The sequence below is a fragment of the Cellulomonas sp. P5_E12 genome (assembly GCF_054049315.1).
On sequence record NZ_JBFUMP010000003.1, the window covers coordinates 168,932 to 186,475 of the forward strand.

At 72.5% G+C, this 17,544-nt stretch carries 18 protein-coding genes; 10 read left to right on the forward strand and 8 right to left on the reverse strand.

All coding sequences use genetic code 11. The annotated features are described in order from the left end of the window. Positions 1-181: 181 nt before the first annotated feature. Positions 182-3,988, forward strand: coding sequence for a multifunctional oxoglutarate decarboxylase/oxoglutarate dehydrogenase thiamine pyrophosphate-binding subunit/dihydrolipoyllysine-residue succinyltransferase subunit (locus tag ACXJKA_RS03610; protein WP_456823806.1), 3,807 nt, complete (start codon positions 182-184; stop codon positions 3,986-3,988). Positions 3,989-4,039: 51 nt separating this feature from the next. Here the strand turns inward: ACXJKA_RS03610 and ACXJKA_RS03615 are convergent, their stop codons facing one another. After that, positions 4,040-4,996, reverse strand: coding sequence for a GlxA family transcriptional regulator (locus tag ACXJKA_RS03615; protein ID WP_456823807.1), 957 nt, complete (start codon positions 4,994-4,996; stop codon positions 4,040-4,042). 93 nt (positions 4,997-5,089) lie between these two features. Here ACXJKA_RS03615 and ACXJKA_RS03620 point away from each other — a divergent pair, with 93 nt between their 5' ends. Both ACXJKA_RS03620 and ACXJKA_RS03625 read left to right on the forward strand, forming a co-directional pair. Continuing rightward, the gene (locus tag ACXJKA_RS03620) at positions 5,090-5,263 is read left to right on the forward strand and encodes a hypothetical protein (RefSeq protein WP_456823808.1); all 174 of its coding nucleotides are present in this window, start codon (positions 5,090-5,092) and stop codon (positions 5,261-5,263) included. Between the two features lie 141 nt (positions 5,264-5,404). Beyond that, complete coding sequence (locus tag ACXJKA_RS03625) at positions 5,405-6,004, forward strand: GDSL-type esterase/lipase family protein (protein WP_456823809.1); 600 nt, start codon at positions 5,405-5,407, stop codon at positions 6,002-6,004. 20 nt (positions 6,005-6,024) lie between these two features. Here ACXJKA_RS03625 and ACXJKA_RS03630 read toward each other — a convergent pair whose 3' ends face one another. The 3 genes from ACXJKA_RS03630 to ACXJKA_RS03640 all read right to left on the reverse strand — a co-directional run bounded on the left by ACXJKA_RS03630 (position 6,025) and on the right by ACXJKA_RS03640 (position 8,683). After that, positions 6,025-6,633 carry a PadR family transcriptional regulator gene (locus tag ACXJKA_RS03630; protein ID WP_456823924.1) on the reverse strand — a complete coding sequence of 203 codons (609 nt, stop codon included), beginning with the start codon at positions 6,631-6,633 and terminating at the stop codon, positions 6,025-6,027. Between the two features lie 2 nt (positions 6,634-6,635). Beyond that, positions 6,636-7,451, reverse strand: a complete 816-nt coding sequence (locus ACXJKA_RS03635; protein ID WP_456823810.1) for a DUF4097 family beta strand repeat-containing protein — start codon at positions 7,449-7,451, stop codon at positions 6,636-6,638. Between the two features lie 143 nt (positions 7,452-7,594). Then, a complete protein-coding gene (locus tag ACXJKA_RS03640) occupies positions 7,595-8,683 on the reverse strand; it encodes a type IV pilus twitching motility protein PilT (RefSeq protein WP_456823811.1) in 1,089 nt (362 codons plus the stop codon). A 116-nt stretch (positions 8,684-8,799) separates the two neighbouring features. Here ACXJKA_RS03640 and ACXJKA_RS03645 point away from each other — a divergent pair, with 116 nt between their 5' ends. After that, on the forward strand, positions 8,800-8,874 hold the full coding sequence (locus ACXJKA_RS03645; RefSeq protein ID WP_155859599.1) for a 50S ribosomal protein bL37: 75 nt from the start codon (positions 8,800-8,802) through the stop codon (positions 8,872-8,874). 86 nt (positions 8,875-8,960) lie between these two features. Here ACXJKA_RS03645 and rsrA read toward each other — a convergent pair whose 3' ends face one another. Next, a complete protein-coding gene (gene rsrA, locus ACXJKA_RS03650) occupies positions 8,961-9,251 on the reverse strand; it encodes a mycothiol system anti-sigma-R factor (protein ID WP_456823812.1) in 291 nt (96 codons plus the stop codon). After that, a complete protein-coding gene (locus ACXJKA_RS03655; protein WP_456823813.1) occupies positions 9,248-10,036 on the reverse strand; it encodes a sigma-70 family RNA polymerase sigma factor in 789 nt (262 codons plus the stop codon). The genes rsrA and ACXJKA_RS03655 overlap by 4 nt, the downstream gene beginning before the upstream one ends. Before the next feature lie 75 nt (positions 10,037-10,111). On the opposite strand from ACXJKA_RS03655, the gene ACXJKA_RS03660 reads away from it, so the two are divergent. From ACXJKA_RS03660 to ACXJKA_RS03685, 6 genes are read left to right on the forward strand one after another with little or no spacing between them, the layout of a single operon-like run. After that, entirely contained in the window at positions 10,112-10,657 is a 546-nt protein-coding gene (locus ACXJKA_RS03660) for a ferritin (protein ID WP_456823814.1), read from the forward strand. 11 nt (positions 10,658-10,668) lie between these two features. Further along, positions 10,669-11,181 (forward strand): DoxX family protein, encoded by a 513-nt coding sequence (locus ACXJKA_RS03665; RefSeq protein ID WP_456823815.1) that lies wholly within the window; start codon positions 10,669-10,671, stop codon positions 11,179-11,181. A 43-nt stretch (positions 11,182-11,224) separates the two neighbouring features. Beyond that, positions 11,225-12,508, forward strand: coding sequence for a 3-phosphoshikimate 1-carboxyvinyltransferase (gene aroA / locus ACXJKA_RS03670; protein WP_456823816.1), 1,284 nt, complete (start codon positions 11,225-11,227; stop codon positions 12,506-12,508). Beyond that, complete coding sequence (gene rsgA, locus ACXJKA_RS03675) at positions 12,508-13,584, forward strand: ribosome small subunit-dependent GTPase A (protein WP_456823817.1); 1,077 nt, start codon at positions 12,508-12,510, stop codon at positions 13,582-13,584. The genes aroA and rsgA overlap by 1 nt, the downstream gene beginning before the upstream one ends. Positions 13,585-13,615: 31 nt before the next feature. Next, positions 13,616-14,419 carry a histidinol-phosphatase gene (hisN, locus tag ACXJKA_RS03680; RefSeq protein ID WP_456823818.1) on the forward strand — a complete coding sequence of 268 codons (804 nt, stop codon included), beginning with the start codon at positions 13,616-13,618 and terminating at the stop codon, positions 14,417-14,419. 17 nt (positions 14,420-14,436) lie between these two features. Beyond that, positions 14,437-15,183 carry a class I SAM-dependent methyltransferase gene (locus ACXJKA_RS03685; protein ID WP_456823819.1) on the forward strand — a complete coding sequence of 249 codons (747 nt, stop codon included), beginning with the start codon at positions 14,437-14,439 and terminating at the stop codon, positions 15,181-15,183. A gap of 102 nt (positions 15,184-15,285) precedes the next feature. Here the strand turns inward: ACXJKA_RS03685 and ACXJKA_RS03690 are convergent, their stop codons facing one another. Both ACXJKA_RS03690 and gltX read right to left on the reverse strand, forming a co-directional pair. Then, the gene (locus ACXJKA_RS03690) at positions 15,286-16,017 is read right to left on the reverse strand and encodes an HAD family hydrolase (RefSeq protein ID WP_456823820.1); all 732 of its coding nucleotides are present in this window, start codon (positions 16,015-16,017) and stop codon (positions 15,286-15,288) included. After that, positions 16,014-17,516 carry a glutamate--tRNA ligase gene (gene gltX / locus ACXJKA_RS03695; protein ID WP_456823821.1) on the reverse strand — a complete coding sequence of 501 codons (1,503 nt, stop codon included), beginning with the start codon at positions 17,514-17,516 and terminating at the stop codon, positions 16,014-16,016. The genes ACXJKA_RS03690 and gltX overlap by 4 nt, the downstream gene beginning before the upstream one ends. Positions 17,517-17,544 lie beyond the last annotated feature (28 nt).

Here is a 17,544-nt window from a genome sequence, read left to right on the forward strand (position 1 = left end):
CACGTTGCCCCCCGTTGACCCACATGTCGCGACGAGGTGAAGACACCTGTGGATCCGTCCCGCAGGGGCCTCCTGAGGCGGGTCGGCGGGCGTCGAGGCCGTAGTGTTGTCATCAACAGAACCAGCAGTCGGACTAGCAGAGACGCGGTCACGAACCGCAGCGGAAGTGGGCGATCCCAGCGTGACCCAGAAGGCGGATCCTGACTCGACGCGTGCCGTTTTCGGCGCCAACGAGTGGCTCGTGGACGAGCTGTACGAGCAGTACCTCCAGGACAAGAACGCGGTCGACCCCGCGTGGTGGGACTTCTTCGAGGGCTACAAGCCCGACGAGGCCTCCACCAACGGATCGACCCCGGCGACGAAGCCGGCCCCCGCGCGGACCAACGGCACCCCGGCGACGAAGCCGACGCCGGTCGTCGCGGCCCCGGTGGCCGCCGCTCCGCCTCCTGCCCCTCCGGCGGCCCCGGCCGCGCTCCCCCCGGCCCAGGCCGCACCGTTCGTCGAGCCGCCGGCCGTGACGTCGCCGATCGCGACGGCACAGCCGGCCACCGCGCCGTACGCCCAGGTGGCCCAGCGCGCGACGCAGGCCGACGAGGTCCAGGCCGCCGAGGTCCAGGCCGCCGACGACATCCAGAAGCTGCGCGGCCCGGCCGCGCGCGTGGTGACCAACATGGAAGCCTCGCTCGAGGTCCCCACGGCCACCTCGGTGCGCGCCATCCCGGCCAAGCTGATGGTCGACAACCGCATCGTCGTCAACAACCACCTCGCCCGTGGTCGCGGCGGCAAGATCTCTTTCACGCACCTCATCGGCTTCGCGCTGGTCGAGGCGCTGGCGGAGATGCCGGCGATGAACACCTCGTACACGCTGGCCGACGACAAGCCGAGCGTCCTGACGCCCGCGCACGTCAACGTGGGCATCGCGATCGACCTGGCCAAGCCCGACGGCACCCGTCAGCTGCTGGTCCCGTCGATCAAGAAGTCCGACACGCTCGACTTCGCCGGCTTCTGGTCGGCCTACGAGGACGTCGTACGCCGCGCGCGGGGCAACAAGCTCACGGTCGACGACTTCGCCGGCACGACGATCTCGCTGACCAACCCGGGCACCATCGGCACGGTCCACTCGGTGCCGCGGCTGATGCAGGGCCAGGGCACGATCATCGGCGTCGGCGCCATGGACTACCCCGCCGAGTTCGCGGGCACCTCCGAGGAGGCGCTCAACAAGATCGGCGTCTCCAAGGTGCTCACGCTCACCTCGACCTACGACCACCGGATCATCCAGGGCGCGCAGTCCGGCGACTTCCTGCGGATCATCGGCCGCAAGCTGCTGGGCGAGGACGGGTTCTACGACCGCGTCTTCGCGTCGCTGCGCGTGCCCTACGAGCCGGTGCGCTGGGTCCGCGAGTCGAACGACCCCGACGCCGAGGCGATCAAGCCGGCCCGCATCGCCGAGCTCATCCACTCCTACCGGTCGCGCGGCCACCTCATGGCCGACACGGACCCGCTGGCCTACCGCCAGCGCAAGCACCCCGACCTCGACGTGCAGACGCACGGGCTGACCCTCTGGGACCTCGACCGCACGTTCCCCACGGGCGGCTTCGGCGGCAAGCCCCGCGCCAAGCTGCGCGAGGTGCTCGGGCTGCTGCGCGACTCGTACTGCCGCACGGTCGGCATCGAGTACATGCACCTGCAGGACCCGCGCCAGCGCCGCTGGCTGCAGGAGCGCCTCGAGTCCGGCTACGCCCGCACGCCACGCGAGGACCAGCTGCGGATCCTGCGCCGCCTGAACGCGGCGGAGGCCTTCGAGACCTTCCTGCAGACCAAGTACGTCGGCCAGAAGCGGTTCTCCCTGGAGGGCGGCGAGTCGGTCATCCCGCTGCTCGACGCGATCCTGTCCAAGGCCGCGAACAACGGTCTCGACGAGGTCGGCATCGGCATGGCCCACCGCGGTCGGCTGAACATCCTGGCCAACATCGCCGGAAAGTCCTACGGGCAGATCTTCCGCGAGTTCGAGGGCAACCAGGACCCCAAGTCGGTCCAGGGCTCGGGCGACGTCAAGTACCACCTGGGCACCGAGGGCACGTTCACCGCCGAGTCCGGCGCGACCACCGCGGTGTACCTCGCGGCCAACCCGTCGCACCTCGAGGCCGTGGACCCCGTGCTCGAGGGCATCGTCCGCGCCAAGCAGGACCGCATCGACCTGGGCGGCGACGGCTTCTCCGTGCTGCCGATCCTCATCCACGGCGACGCGGCCTTCGCCGGCCAGGGCGTCGTGTTCGAGACGCTCAACCTGGCGCAGCTGCGCGGGTACCGCACCGGCGGCACCATCCACGTGATCATCAACAACCAGGTCGGCTTCACCACCGGCCCCTCGTCGTCGCGCTCGTCGCAGTACGCGACCGACGTGGCCAAGGGCCTGCAGGTGCCGATCTTCCACGTCAACGGGGACGACCCCGAGGCGTGCGTGCGGGTGGCCGAGCTGGCGTTCGAGTACCGCGAGCAGTTCGACCGCGACGTGATCATCGACATGGTCTGCTACCGCCGCCGCGGGCACAACGAGGGCGACGACCCCTCGATGACGCAGCCGCTCATGTACAACCTCATCGAGGCGAAGCGCTCGGTCCGCAAGCTCTACACCGAGACCCTGGTGGCGCGCGGGGACCTCACGATCTCCGACGCGGAGCAGGCGCTGCAGGACTACCAGTCCCAGCTCGAGCGGGTGTTCGCGGAGACCCGCGAGGACGGCTACGCACCGGCTCCCCCGGAGGCCGAGGCCGTCAAGGGCCTGGAGCGCCCGGAGTCGCAGCTCGAGGACGCGGGCGTCATGGTCGGCTGGAAGACCGCCGTCGACGCCGGCACGCTCGAGCGGATCGGCCGCGCCCACGTGCGGCCGCCCGAGGGCTTCACGGTGCACCCGAAGCTGGCGCAGCTGCTGGCCAAGCGCGAGGCGATGACCCGCGAGGGTGGCATCGACTGGGGCTACGGCGAGCTGCTCGCGTTCGGGTCGCTGCTGGTCGAGGGCACCCCGGTCCGCCTCGCCGGGCAGGACTCGCGCCGCGGCACCTTCGTGCAGCGCCACGCGGTCATGCACGACCGCGAGACCGGTGCCGAGTGGACGCCGCTGCTGTACCTGTCGGCGGACCAGGCGAAGTTCTGGGTCTACGACTCGTCGCTGTCGGAGTACGCGGCCCTCGGTTTCGAGTACGGCTACTCGGTCGAGCGCCCGGACGCCCTGGTGCTCTGGGAGGCGCAGTTCGGCGACTTCGTCAACGGCGCGCAGACGATCATCGACGAGTTCATCTCGTCTGCCGAGCAGAAGTGGGCCCAGCGGTCCTCCGTCGTGCTCCTCCTGCCGCACGGGTACGAGGGTCAGGGGCCCGACCACTCGTCGGCCCGCATCGAGCGGTTCCTGCAGCTCGCGGCCGAGGACAACATGACGATCGCGCAGCCGTCGACGCCCGCGTCGCACTTCCACCTGCTGCGCCGCCAGGCGTACGCCCGTCCGCGCCGCCCGCTGGTGGTGTTCACGCCGAAGTCGATGCTGCGCCTCAAGTCCGCGTCGTCGGACGTGGAGGACTTCACCTCGGGCACGTTCCGCCCGGTGATCGGCGACGACCTCGCCGCCGCCAAGGCCGGTCAGGTCACCCGCGTGCTGCTCTGCTCGGGCAAGGTCTACTGGGACCTGCTCGCCCACCGCGTCAAGACGGGCGACGAGCAGACGGCGATCGTCCGCTTCGAGCAGCTCTACCCGCTCGACGGCGACGCGGCCCGCGCAGCGCTCGCCCCGTTCGATGGTGCCGAGCTGGTGTGGGTGCAGGACGAGCCGCGCAACCAGGGCCCGTGGACCTTCCTGTCCATGCACCTGCCGCAGCTGCTCGGCCGCACGCTCCGGGTGGTCTCGCGCAAGGAGTCGGCCTCGCCGGCCGCCGGGTCCGCCAAGAAGCACCAGGCGCAGCAGGCGACGCTCGTCGAGACCGCCTTCCAGCGCTGAGCCCGACCGATCGAGGCCCGCATCCCGCGAGGGGTGCGGGCCTCCGTCGTATCAGCCGACCGCGACCGGCGCGAACGTCCGGCGGTAGGCCTGCGGGCTGGTGCCCAGCGTCCGCGCGAAGTGGTGCCGCAGGACCGCCGCCGTGCCGAACCCGCAGAGCCGCGCGATCTCCTCGATGCTCGCGTCGGACCGCTCGAGCATCTCCTGCGCTCGGACCACGCGCTGCCGGGTGACCCAGGCGGCCGGCGTGGTGCCGGTCTCGGCACGGAACCGGCGCGCGAAGGTCCGCTCGGAGACGAAGGCCCGCGCCGCGAGGTCCGGCACGCTCATCTCCTCCTCGAGGTTCTCCACCATCCACGCGAGCAGCGGCGCCAGCGTGTCGGCGTCGCACGGCAGCGGGGTGTCGACGTACTGCGCCTGACCGCCGTCGCGGTGGGGCGGCACGACCATCCGGCGGGCGACCGCCGACGCCGCGGCCGCACCGAGCTCGCGGCGGACCAGGTGGAGGCAGGCGTCGATGCCCGCGGCCGTGCCCGCGCTCGTGATCACGTGGTCGTCGTCGACGTAGAGGACCGCGGGGTTGATGCGCGCGTCCGGGAACTGCCGCGCCAGCTCGTCGGTGTACATCCAGTGCGTGGTGCACTGCCGCCCGTCGAGCAGACCCGCCTGGCCGAGCGCGAACGAGCCGCTGCAGATGCTGAGCACCCAGGCACCCCGCGCGTGGGCGTCGCGCAGCGCGTCGAGCACGACCTCGGGCACGTCACCGGTGTCGCCGTACGCGGGCACGATGACCAGGTCGACGTCCCGGGTCGCCTCGAGCCCGTGCTCGACGACGATCGAGTAGCCCGCCCCCTTCGTCGGGACCAGGCCCGGCTCGATGCCGCACAGCGTGAAGTCGAACGACGGTCCGCCGGTGTCCCGGCGGTCGATGCCGAACACCTCGCAGGCGACCCCGAGCTCGAAGGGTGCGACGTTCGGCAGGGCGATGGCGGCGACGGAACGGAGCATCTCGACAGCATCCGCACTGGGTGGCGGAATGTCAACGGTGGGCGTCGGTCCTGCCACTCGTGGCACATTCTCCATGGGCGGAGACTTTCTGCCATGACCACCTTCTGGATCGTCCTGACACTCGCCGTCGCGGCCTGGCTGGTCGCCCGTCTGGTCGTCACGCTGCGTCGCGACGGGCTGGGCAGCAGCCGCCCGCCCGCCTCCCACCCCGACTGGTCGGACTCCTCGTCCGATCTCCCGAGCCACCCGTTCCGGACCGCCGGCTGATCGCCCGGAGCCCGGCGCGGCCGGGTGAGCCTCGCGACTGGCCCGGCGATGAACCTGCCCTCCTCGCCACACCCTGAGAGACTGTGCCGACGGCGGCCGATGGCCGTCGCTGCACGGTCCGACGGCGAAGGGTGAAGCAACGTGGGTGAGCTGCCGCTGAGGCTGGCGGTGGTCGGCGACGAGCTGGTGGCCGGCGCGGGTGACCCCAAGGGGCTGGGCTGGGTGGGCCGCGTGACGGCCCGGACGCCCACTCCCGAGCCACTGACCGTCATGACGCTGGCGGTGCCGGGTGAGACGAGCACGGCCCTGGGCGCCCGCTGGGACGACGAGGTCACGCGCCGGTTCTCCCCCGAGGCCGACAACCGCCTGGTCGTCGCGCTCGGCCGGGCGGACGCCGCCGCAGGCCTCTCGCTCGCCCGGAGCCGGCTCAACCTCGCGAACATCCTCGACGTCGCGGAGCAGCGCAAGATCCCCGCCTTCGTCGTCGGTCCCCCTCCCGGAGGCACCGCCGACGCCGACAAGCTGGCCGACCTGTCAGCCGCGTACGCGGATGTGGCGACCCGGCGCCGCGTGCCGTTCGTCGACACCTACACGCCCCTGGCCGCCCACGACCAGTGGCTCGGCGACCTCGCCGCGGGCGACGGGATCCTGCCAGGGCAGGCCGGCTACGGCCTGATGGCCTGGCTGGTGCTGCACACCGGCTGGCACGCCTGGCTCGGGCTGCCCGACGACGCCGCCTGACAGCCACCGGATCCAGAGGGTCATCGCAACGTCCCCCGCACGGCCGTCAGCGCCGAGTCCAGCACGGTCCGCAGCGTGTCGAGCGTGAGCTGCTCGACGCTGCCGCGGGCGTCGACCTTGCGCAGGTCAGCGCGGATCTCGTCGCGGAACCGGCTGATCATCGCCTCGGCATCCTGGTACCGCACGTGCGACGCGAGCCGCGGGTCGTCGGGGACCCCCGCCGTGTGCGGGACCGCGTCGGCGCGAGCCTGCTGGGCCGCGGCCGCGAGATCGGCGCGCAGACCGCGCATCGACCCCTGCACGTCGTCGCGCACCTGCGCGGCGCGCTCGCGCACCGACTCGGCGATGCCCTCCTCGAGGTTCGCCAGGTCGCCCCGGCGGGCGTCGAGCTCGGCGAAGCCCGCCTCGGTGAGCGCGTACGTGCTCTTGCGCTCCTCGTCGACCCGCATGACCAGGCCCTCCTCCTCGAGGCGGGCCAGGCGCGGGTACACCGTGCCGGGGCTCGGGCGGTAGGTGCCGCCGAACCGGTCGGACAGCGCGGTGATCAGCTCGTAGCCATGCTTCGGGCCGCTCTCGAGCAGCGACAGCAGGTACAGGCGCAGCTGACCGTGTGCGAAGACGGGCGCCATCATCACGCGACCCCGGTCCCCGCGCCGCGCAGCACGGTGAGGTGCCCCGACACGGTGGTGGCGGAGACGAAGCAGGCGCCGTCTCCCGTGCGCAGGTCGACCTTGCGATGGCCCGGCGACGACCCCTTGTACTCCTCGCCGTCGACGACCAGGCGCCCGGAGACCGACTGGCCCTTGACCTGGACGCCCTTGCCGGCGGGCAGGCGCACGGTGACGTCGCCCGAGACGGTGGTCGCCGTGACGCTCGAGGTCCCGGAGGTCACGTCGAGCGTCACCGAGCCCGAGACGGAGTTCGCCTGCACCAGGCTCAGCTCGCCGGAGGCGGCGAGCTCGCCCGAGACCGAGTGGAGCTGGAGGTCGCCGTGGTGGTCACGCACGACGATCTCGCCGGACACCGTCTTGGCCCCGAGCCGGCCGCGCGTGCCGTCGGTGATCAGCGTGCCCGAGACGGTCGACACCGACGCGTCCTCCTGGATCCCGGCCAGCAGCCCCTCGGCCGTCACGGTGCCCACCTTCGCGTGGACGTCGCGCGGCACCGCGATGTGCACGTCGGCGCGGTCCTTGCCGCGGAAGTTGCGAAACTTCTCGAGGAAGCCGTCCCAGCCGCCGAGCGTGAACTGGTAGCCCACGCGGAGCTCGCCGTCGGACAGGCTGACCTCGAGCGGCCGCCCGTCGACGTCGTGCACCTCGATGCGGGCGCCCGGCCCGTCGTGCGCGACGACGTCGACCCGGCCCGCGACGAGCTGCACGCGCAGGCTGGTGATCTTCTCGATCTCGATGATCTGCGGGCCGGCGACGACCCAGGACTCCGAAGCCATGATGCTCTCCATTCGCGATATATCTCGTTCCGCAGACACGTTATATCGCGTGTGGCGCGAAGGCAACCCACACGCGTCATATCGCGTCCAGGAACGCGAAGAGCCCGTGACCGAGGTGGTCACGGGCTCTTCTCTGGAGGGCTCTAGGAGACGAGGCCGGCCTGTCGCAGCTCGACCGTGAGGTCGTGCGGGCTGGTCGAGGCGGAGAGTGCCTCGTCGTAGGTGATGACGTCGTCGCGGACCAGCTGGAACAGGTGCTGGTCGAACGTCTGCATCTTGTAGAAGTCGCCCTCCTTGATCAGGTCGATCAGGGGCGGGGCGTCCTGGGGCTCCAGGATCGCGTCGCGTGTGCGGCCGGTGTTGACCATGACCTCGATGGCCGGGCGACGGCCGGTGCCGTTGGACAGGCGCACGAGGCGCTGGGACACGATGCCGCGCAGCGCCTGGGCCAGCGCGATGCGGACCTGCTTCTGCTCGTGCGGCGGGAAGAAGTCGATGATGCGGTTGATCGACTCTGCCGCGTCGATGGTGTGCAGCGTGGACAGGACGAGGTGCCCGGTCTCGGCCGCGGACAGCGCCGCGCGGACCGTCTCGACGTCACGCATCTCGCCGACGAGGATCACGTCGGGGTCCTGCCGCATCGCGGCGCGCAGCGCGACCGTGAAGTCGGCCGTGTCCTGACGGACCTCGCGCTGGGAGACGATCGACTTCTTGTCGTGGTGCAGGATCTCGATCGGGTCCTCGATGGTGACGATGTTGACCTCGCGCAGCGTGTTGATGAGGTCGACCATCGACGCCAGCGTCGTCGTCTTGCCCGAACCGGTCGGGCCCGTCACCAGCACCAGGCCGCGAGGCTCGAGCGCCAGCTCTCCGACGACCTCGGGCAGCGCCAGCTCGGCCAGCGACTGCGCGCCGACGGCGACCCGTCGGAAGACCATCCCGTAGGTGCCGCGCGCCTGGTAGGCGTTGACGCGGAACCGGCCGACGCCCGACACCGAGTAGGCGAAGTCGGCCTCGTGGTTGTCGCGGAACGTGTCGACGAGGTCGTTGGGCAGGACCTCCTCGAGCATCCGCTCGGTGTCCGCCGGTGTGAGGTCGGGCACCTGCAGCTTGCGCAGCCGTCCGTCGACGCGCACACGCGGCGCGGACCCGACCTTGCAGTGCAGGTCGGAGCCGCCCGTGCTCGCGAGGGCGTGCAGGAACGGGATCACGGACTGTGTCTGCTGGCTCACCCCGTAGTCATCGGACGGGCGGGCCCGTGACTTGAGTGCGCGCGAGATGTGGGACCATGGGACGAGTCCGGCGCGCAGCACGGGCGCCGACCCCCGTATCGACGAAGGAAGATCCCATGAGCAAGCGAGGCCGCAAGCGCCGTTCCCGCAAGGGCAGCGCAGCGAACCACGGCAACCGTCCCAACGCCTGAGCGTTCGGAGACAGGTAGTCAGGAGGCCCGGGCAGCAACCGCTGCACCGGGCCTTCGTCTATCCCCGACTCCTCGGTGAGGGTCGCTCAGTCGAGCGTGACCTGCATGACAGTCAGCTGCTCGTGGATGCGCAGCCGCAGCCCGTCCGGCGCCGACTCCTGGCAGCCCCGGCGCACCAGGGTCTTCACGACGACGTCGACGTCGTACTCCTGCAGGCAGCCCTGGCACTCGGCCAGGTGGGCGCGGACCGTCTCGGCGTCGAGCGCCCCCAGCTCGGAGTCCAGGTACTCCCAGAGCCGGTCCAGCGCGTCCGCGCAGTTGTTGCCGCAGCTGCCGGACGCCAGAGGCAGGTCCTGGGACAGGTCGCTCTCACTCATCGTTCGCCCTCCGGTGCGGTCGGGGCCACCGCGACCAGACCACGCCCCCGCGCGTAGTCCGACAGCATCTCGCGCAGCTGCGCGCGCCCGCGGTGCAACCGGGACATCACCGTCCCGATCGGCGTCCCCATGATCTCGGCGATCTCCTTGTACGCGAAGCCCTCGACGTCCGCGAGGTACACCGCGATCCGGAACTCCTCAGGCAGGCGCTGGAGCGCGTCCTTGATGTCGGAGTCCGGGAGGTGGTCGAGCGCCTCGGCCTCGGCGGACCGTAGACCCCTCGACGTGTGCGACTCCGCGCGGGCCAGCTGCCAGTCCTCGATCTCCTCGGACCGGGACTGCTGGGGCTCGCGCTGCTTCTTGCGGTACGAGTTGATGTAGGTGTTGGTGAGGATCCGGTACAGCCAGGCCTTGAGGTTGGTGCCCGGGCGGTACTGGTGGAAGGCGGCGAACGCCTTGGCGAACGTCTCCTGCACCAGGTCCTCGGCGTCGGCCGGGTTGCGCGTCATCCGCAGGGCAGCGCCGTACAGCTGGTCCAGGTAGACCAGCGCCTCGGCCTCGAACCGTTCGGTGCGCGCCGCGCCGTCCTCGGACTCGGGCGCTCGGTTGGTGTCCTCGCTCATCGCGGTGAAGCCTAGTCCCGCGGGCTGAGGACCACCGACCGGGGTGGGCGACGCCACACCCGCCGGCGCGGGTCGCTGGGTCGGGATGGTGTCCGCGGGGACACCGATCGCCCAACCGGTCCCGGGGGGCGTCGTGGGTCGCGTCGCGGTGGCGCAGCTCATGGTGGGCACAACGGCCGCAGCGCGCGAGCCATTCCCACCGTCGCGCACGTGCAGGCGCGGCACTAGGTTGGCGGCATGACCAGCAGCACCGACGAGTCCACCTTCCTGCGCCTGCTGCGCGAGCAGATCGGCCACGAGTTCGACGCCCACCAGCAGTACGTGTCGATCGCCGTCTGGTTCGACGGGCAGGACCTCCCCCAGCTGGCCCGGCACTACTACCGGCAGGCGATCGAGGAGCGGAACCACGCGCTGATGATCGTGCAGTACCTGCTCGACCGGGACCTCGCCGTCCAGATCCCCGCCGGCGGCGCGGTGCGCAACGACTTCACCCGCGTGACCGACCCGATCGGCCTCGCCCTGCAGCAGGAGAAGCAGGTCACCGCGCAGATCGAGGCGATCTTCGCGGCGGCGCGCGCCGAGGGCGACGCCCTGGGCGAGCAGTTCCTGCTGTGGTTCCTCAAGGAGCAGGTGGAGGAGGTCGCCTCGGCGACCACGCTGCTCACCGTCGCCACGCGTGCCGGCGACAACCTGTTCGACCTCGAGAACTACGTCGCCCGGGAGCAGATCGGTGACGGCGGCGAGTCCGCCGACGCGCCGTCCGCTGCCGGCGGCGCCCTGTAGGAGGAGCTGCCGTGCTGCTGCGCCGTCTCGCGCGTCCCCTGTTCGCCTCGTGGTTCGTCAGCGAGGGGCTCGACGTCGTCCGCCATCCCGCCGCCCACGCCGCCGACGCCCGCGGCGCGCTGACCACCCTGCGCTCGCGCCTGCCGCAGGCCGTCAAGGAGGGACCCGCGGGCGAGGCCCTCGGGTACGAGGTCAGCGACCGCCAGCTGACGACCATCGTCCAGGTGCACGGCTTCGCGCTCGCCGGGGCCGGTGTCCTGCTCGCCGTCGGGAAGGCGCCGCGGACCGCCGCCCTCGCGCTCGCCGCGCTCACGGCTCCACTGGTCCTGGTGAACCTGCCGGTCAAGCGGATCAAGGGCGAGGACCCCGCCGTCCGGAAGGCGCGCAAGGACCGGTTCGTGCGGGCGCTCGCGTTCACCGGGGGTGCGCTCCTCGCCGGCATCGACCTCGAGGGCAGGCCCGGGATCGGCTGGCGCGTGCAGAAGGCCCGTGCGGACCACGCGGCGGCGAAGTCGTCTGACTGAGACATCCGCGGGGATCATCGGCACCCCCACTAACCTGGGTGCCATGAATCTCTGGACCGCGCCGCTGGCCGACGGCCCCCTCGACGCCCTGGTGGACGTCCCGGGCTCGAAGTCGCTGACCAACCGGTACCTGGTGCTTGCCGCGCTGGCCGCCTCGCCGGGTCGGCTGCGCGGCGCGCTCCGCTCGCGCGACACCCGGCTCATGGCCGCGGCGCTGACGAGCCTGGGCGCCGGGATCGACGAGGACGGCAGCGACTGGGTGGTGACGCCCGGACCCGTGCGGGGCTCGACGCAGATCCACTGCGGGCTTGCCGGGACCGTCATGCGGTTCCTGCCGGCGGTGGCGGCGCTCGCCGACGGGCCGGTCCGGTTCGACGGTGACGAGTCGGCGCTCGCCCGGCCCATGGGCCCGGTCCTGACGGCACTGCGCACGCTCGGCGTCCGCGTCGAGGAGCACGGCGAGCCCGGTCACCTGCCGTTCACGGTGCACGGCCACGGGTCGCTCGTCGGCGGCCAGGTTGACGTGGACGCGTCCGCGTCCAGCCAGTTCGTGTCCGGCCTGCTGCTCGCGGCGCCGCGGTTCGAGCGCGGGCTGACGCTGCGTCACACGGGGCGGACGCTGCCGAGCCTGCCGCACATCGAGATGACGGTCGCCGTCTTGCGCGAGGCGGGCGTCGAGGTCGACGACTCGCGCCCCGCGATCTGGCGGGTGGAGCCGGGCCCGATCGCCGGCCGTGACGTGCGCGTCGAGCCGGACCTGTCCAACGCGGCGCCGTTCCTCTGCGCGGCGCTGGTGGCGGGCGGCACGGTGCGCGTGCCGGGCTGGCCCGTGCACACGACACAGCCCGGCGGCCTGCTGCCCGGCATCCTCGAGCGCATGGGCGCCACCACGCGGCTGGACGGCGACGTGCTGAGCGTGACCGGGACCGGTGCCGTGCACGGCGTCGACCTCGACCTGCACGCCGCCGGCGAGATCGCCCCGACCATCGCCGCGCTCGCGGCCCTGGCCGACTCCCCCACCCGGCTGCGCGGCATCGCGCACCTGCGCTGGCACGAGACGGACCGGCTCGCCGCGCTGGCCGCGGAGATCACGCGGCTGGGCGGGCAGGCCGAGCAGACGTCCGACGGGCTCGTCATCACGCCGCGGCCGCTGAGCGGCGGCCCCTGGCACACCTACGAGGACCACCGCATGGCCACGGCCGGCGTGCTGGTGGGTCTGCGGGTGCCCGGCGTGCAGGTCGAGGACGTGGCAACGACCGCGAAGACGCTGCCGGACTTCGTCGGCCTCTGGGGCGGCATGCTGGCCGGGTCGGCCGTGCTCGCCTGATGGGAACCCGGCGCTACGACGAGCGGGACGTCCGGATCCGTCCCGGTCGCGGCTCGCGCCCGCGCACCAAGCAGCGCCCCGAGCACGCCGACGCCGAGGTGGCGCTGGTGACGGCCGTCGACCGCGGCCGGTACGCCATCCTGGTGGACCCCGACGGGCCCGACGAGCGCGTGGCGATCGCGATGAAGGCGCGCGAGCTCGGCCGCGACCGCGTCGTGCCGGGCGACCGCGTGGACATCGTCGGCGACACGTCCGGCGACGAGGGGTCGCTGTCTCGGATCGTGCGGATCGGCGAGCGCCGGACCGTCCTGCGCCGCACCGCCGACGACACCGACCCGATCGAGCGGATCATCGTCGCCAACGCCGACCAGCTGGTGATCGTCACCGCGCTCGCCGACCCCGAGCCGCGCACGCGCATGATCGACCGGTGCGTCGCCGCCGCCTACGACGCCCGTATGGACGCCCTGCTCGCGCTGACCAAGGCGGACCTGGCCGACCCGGCGGAGCTGGTGGGCATGTACGCGCCGATCGGGGTGGAGGTGGTGGTCACCAGCGCGGAGAAGTCCGTCGGCGGCCGGATCATCCACGGGCTCGACGACGTGCGCGCGGCGCTCGAGGGCAAGACGTCGGTGCTGGTCGGGCACTCGGGCGTCGGCAAGTCGACGCTGGTGAACGCGCTGGTGCCGGGCACGTACCGCGCGGTCGGCGTCGTCAACGACGTGACGGGCCGGGGTCGACACACGTCGAGCTCCGCCGTGGCGCTGCGGGTGCCCGGCACGAGCAAGCCCACCTGGGTCATCGACACCCCGGGCGTGCGGTCGTTCGGGCTCGCCCACGTGGACCCTCAGCACCTGCTGGGCGCGTTCGCGGACCTGGCCGCCGTGGCCGAGGAGTGCCCGCGCGGGTGCACGCACGCCGACGACGCCCCGGACTGCGCCCTCGACGAGTGGGTGGCCGGCTCCCCCGACGACGTCACGCGCGAGGCCCGCTCGGCGCGCGTCGAGTCGTTCCGCCGCCTGCTGGCCAGCCGCCTGGGCACCGGCGAACCGGACAACCGCGAGCCCGCACGTCCCTGACGTGCACCGATGAGCCACTACCGTGTCGGGCATGAGCCTGCGCCCCGGGTACGACGACGACCTGCGCCTCGCCCACGTGATCGCGGACCAGGTCGACTCGCTGACCATGTCCCGGTTCAAGTCGCAGGACCTGCGGGTGGAGACGAAGCCCGACCTGACGCCGGTGTCCGACGCCGACAAGACGGCCGAGGAGATCGTCCGGGGGCAGCTGTCCCGGGCGAGGCCCCGCGACGCTGTGCACGGCGAGGAGATGGGCGACACCGGGCACGGACCGCGACGCTGGGTCATCGACCCGATCGACGGGACCAAGAACTTCGTCCGCGGGGTCCCCGTGTGGGCCACGCTGATCGGCCTGCTGGACGGCGACCAGGTGGTGGTCGGCCTGGTGAGCGCCCCCGCGCTGGGGCGCCGGTGGTGGGCGGCTCAGGGGTCGGGCGCGTGGACCGGCAAGTCCCTGGCGGCCGCGAGCCAGCTGCGCGTGTCGGGCGTCGACCGGCTCGAGAACGCCTCGCTGTCCTACTCGTCGCTCAGCGGCTGGGAGGAGCGCGGGCAGCTCGACGCCTTCCTCGGGCTGACCCGTCGCGCCTGGCGGACCCGCGCGTACGGCGACTTCTGGTCGCACGTGCTCGTCGCCGAGGGCGCCGTGGACCTGTCCGCCGAGCCGGAGCTGGCCCTGCACGACATGGCCGCGCTGGTGCCCATCGTGACCGAGGCCGGGGGCACGTTCACGTCGATCCGCGGCGTGCCCGGCCCGTTCGGCGGGTCCGCGCTCGTGTCCAACGGCCTGCTGCACAAGGCCGCGCTCGAGCTTCTGGACCCGCTCCCGGACCTCTGACCGGGCACGATGGGGGCATGAGCACCGACGACCGCGCCGCGCGCGCCGCCTCCTTCGAGGGTGGGGCGTCCGTGTACCAGGCCACCCGGCCGAGCTATCCCGACGACGCCGTCCGCTGGTCGGTCCCGCCCGACGCGCACGACGTGCTCGACCTCGCGGCAGGCACGGGCAAGCTGACCGAGCGGCTGGTCGCCCGCGGGCTGCACGTCGTCGCCGTCGAGCCGTCGGACGCCATGCGGGCCGAGCTGACCCGGGCCCTGCCGACCGTCGACGCCCGTCCGGGCACCGCCGAGCGGATGGACCTGCCCGACGCCTGCGTGGACGCCGTGACCATCGCGCAGGCCTGGCACTGGGTGGACCCGCCGGCGGCCGCCGCGGAGATCGCGCGCGTGCTGCGGCCAGGCGGTCGGCTGGCGGTGCTGTGGAACATCCGCGACTTCTCCGTCGACTGGGTGGTCCGCTGGACGGACATCGTGCACCGCGGGGACAGCCTCGGGCCGTCCCTCGACTACAGCACCCCGACGCTGGGCCACCGCTTCACGGAGCCGGAGACGGCGACGTTCCACTGGACCGACCGGCTGCGCGCCACCGACCTGCGCGCCCTGGCCGCCAGCCGCAGCCACCTCATCCTGCTGCCGCCCGACGAGCGCGAGGCCCTGCTCGACGAGGTCGACGAGCTCGTCGCCACCCACCCCGACCTGCGCGGACGCGACGTCGTCGATGTGCCGTACCGCACGGAGTGCTACCGCGCGCGGCTGCGCTAGGGCCCGACGGCGGCCGGGAGCGGTGAGAACGTCAGCTCGCCGCGAGAACGGCAGTTCGCGGTGACGTTCTCGCGGCGAGGTGACGTTCTCGCGTGTCCTGGGTCAGAGCCCGAGCGCGGCCGGGAGCTCGTCGAGGGACGTCACGACGAGCACGCCGGCGTCGGCGATCCCCTCGTCGCTGATCGGGATCCGACGGCTCCCCGGGCGGTCGAGCCAGACGCCGACCAGCCCCGCGGCTCGGGCCGCTGCCGCGTCGACGTCGAGCTCGTCGCCGACGTACGCGGTCCGCTCCGGGTCGGTGCCCAGCCGGCGGCACGCCTCGGCGAACACGCGCGGGTCGGGCTTGCCGAAGCCGAGGGTGTCGACGCCGACGAGCATGGGAACCCGGTCCAGCAGCGCCGCCCGGTCGAGCTTGCGGGTCTGGTACGCCACGGCCGCGTTGGACAGGGCACCGACGGCCAGGCCCGCCGCGAGCAGCCGGTCGACGACCGCGTCGACGTCCCAGTGCGCGGACCACGCCCCGGAGAACTCCGCCTCGAACGTCTCGTCCCAGCGCGCGAACCCGGCGTCGTCCAGCGCGGGACCGCCGAACCGCTCGTGCAGCTCGTTGGCGCGCGCCATGCGCTGCTCGGCATAGCTCACCTCGCCGCGCGTGTACGCCGCGTAGTGGCCGCCGACGTCGGCGCGCCAGACCGAGACCAGCTCGCCGTGCCGGTGCTCGGGGAGCGCGGGCAGGTAGCGGCGGGCGACGCCGGCCAGCGCGTGGACGAAGGCCCCGCGGGTGTCGACGAGCGTGTCGTCGATGTCGAAGAGGACGCCCTCGAGCCCGCTCACAACGTGGCGCGCAGGGCGGCGATCCGCGCGAGCGTGGACTCCTTGCCCAGGATCTCCATCGACTCGAACAGCGGCGGCGAGACGCGGCGACCGCTCAGCGCGACACGCAGCGGCGTGAAGGCGAAGCGCGGCTTGATGCCGAGCCCGTCGACGAGCGCGGCCTGCAGGGCCTCCTGCGTCGTCGTCGTCGTGAAGTCCGTGAGCCCCGCCAGCGCGTCCGCGGCGGCGTCGAGGACGGCCGGGGACTCCTCGCGCAGCGCGCCGCGGGCGTCGTCGGCGATCTCGAGGGCGTCGTCGCCGACGAATAGGAAGCCGAGCATCCCCTCGACCTCACCCAGCAGCGTGATGCGCTCCTGGATCAGGGGCGCCCCCGCGTCGAGCAGCGCGCGGTGGGTCGGCTCGAGGTCGGCGTAGGAGTCCGCGGGGACCAGGCCCGCGCGGTGCAGGTACGGGACCAGGCGGTCGCGGAAGTCGTCGGGCGCGAGCATCCGGATGTGCGCCGAGTTGATCGCCTCGGCCTTCTTCTCGTCGAACCGCGCCGGGTTGGGGTTCACGTCCGCGACGTCGAACGCGGCCGTCATCTCCGCCATCGTGAAGATGTCGCGGTCCGGGCCGATCGACCAGCCGAGCAGCGCGAGGTAGTTGAGCAGGCCCTCGGGGGTGAAGCCGCGATCGCGGTGCAGGAACAGGTTCGCCTCGGGCGCGCGCTTGGACAGCTTCTTGTTGCCCTCGCCGTTGACGGACGGCAGGTGGCCGAAGACCGGCATGACGGTGGCGACGCCGAGCTCGAGCAGCGCCCGGTACAGCGCGATCTGGCGGGGGGTCGACGAGAGCAGGTCCTCGCCGCGCAGCACGTGGGTGATGCCCATGATCGCGTCGTCCACCGGGTTGACCAGCGTGTACAAAGGCTGGCCGTTGGCGCGGACGATGACGAAGTCCGGCACGGAGCCGGTCTTGAACGTCACGTCGCCGCGGACCAGGTCCGTGAAGGTGAGGTCGTCGTCGGGCATCCGCAGGCGCAAGACAGGCTCGCGGCCGTCGGCGCGGAACGCCGCCTTCTGCTCGTCCGTGAGGTCGCGGTCGACGCCGTCGTAGCCCAGCTTGGGGTCGCGGCCGGCCGCCTTGTGGCGGGCCTCGATCTCCTCCGGCGTGGAGAAGGACTCGTAGGCGTAGCCACCCTCGAGCAGGCGGCGGGCGACGTCGGCGTACAGGTCCATGCGCTGCGACTGCCGGTACGGCTCGTGCGGGCCGCCGACCTCGACGCCCTCGTCCCAGTCCAGCCCCAGCCAGCGCAGCGCGTCGAGCAGCTGCAGGTAGCTCTCCTCCGAGTCACGGGCCGCGTCCGTGTCCTCGATGCGGAACACGAAGGTGCCGCCCGTGTGGCGTGCGTACGCCCAGTTGAAGAGTGCCGTGCGGACCATGCCGACGTGCGGCAGGCCGGTGGGCGAGGGGCAGAAGCGGACACGCACGGCAGAGCCGGACACGGCGGAGGAAGTCACGGGCTCCAGGTTACTGGCGGGCTCGCGG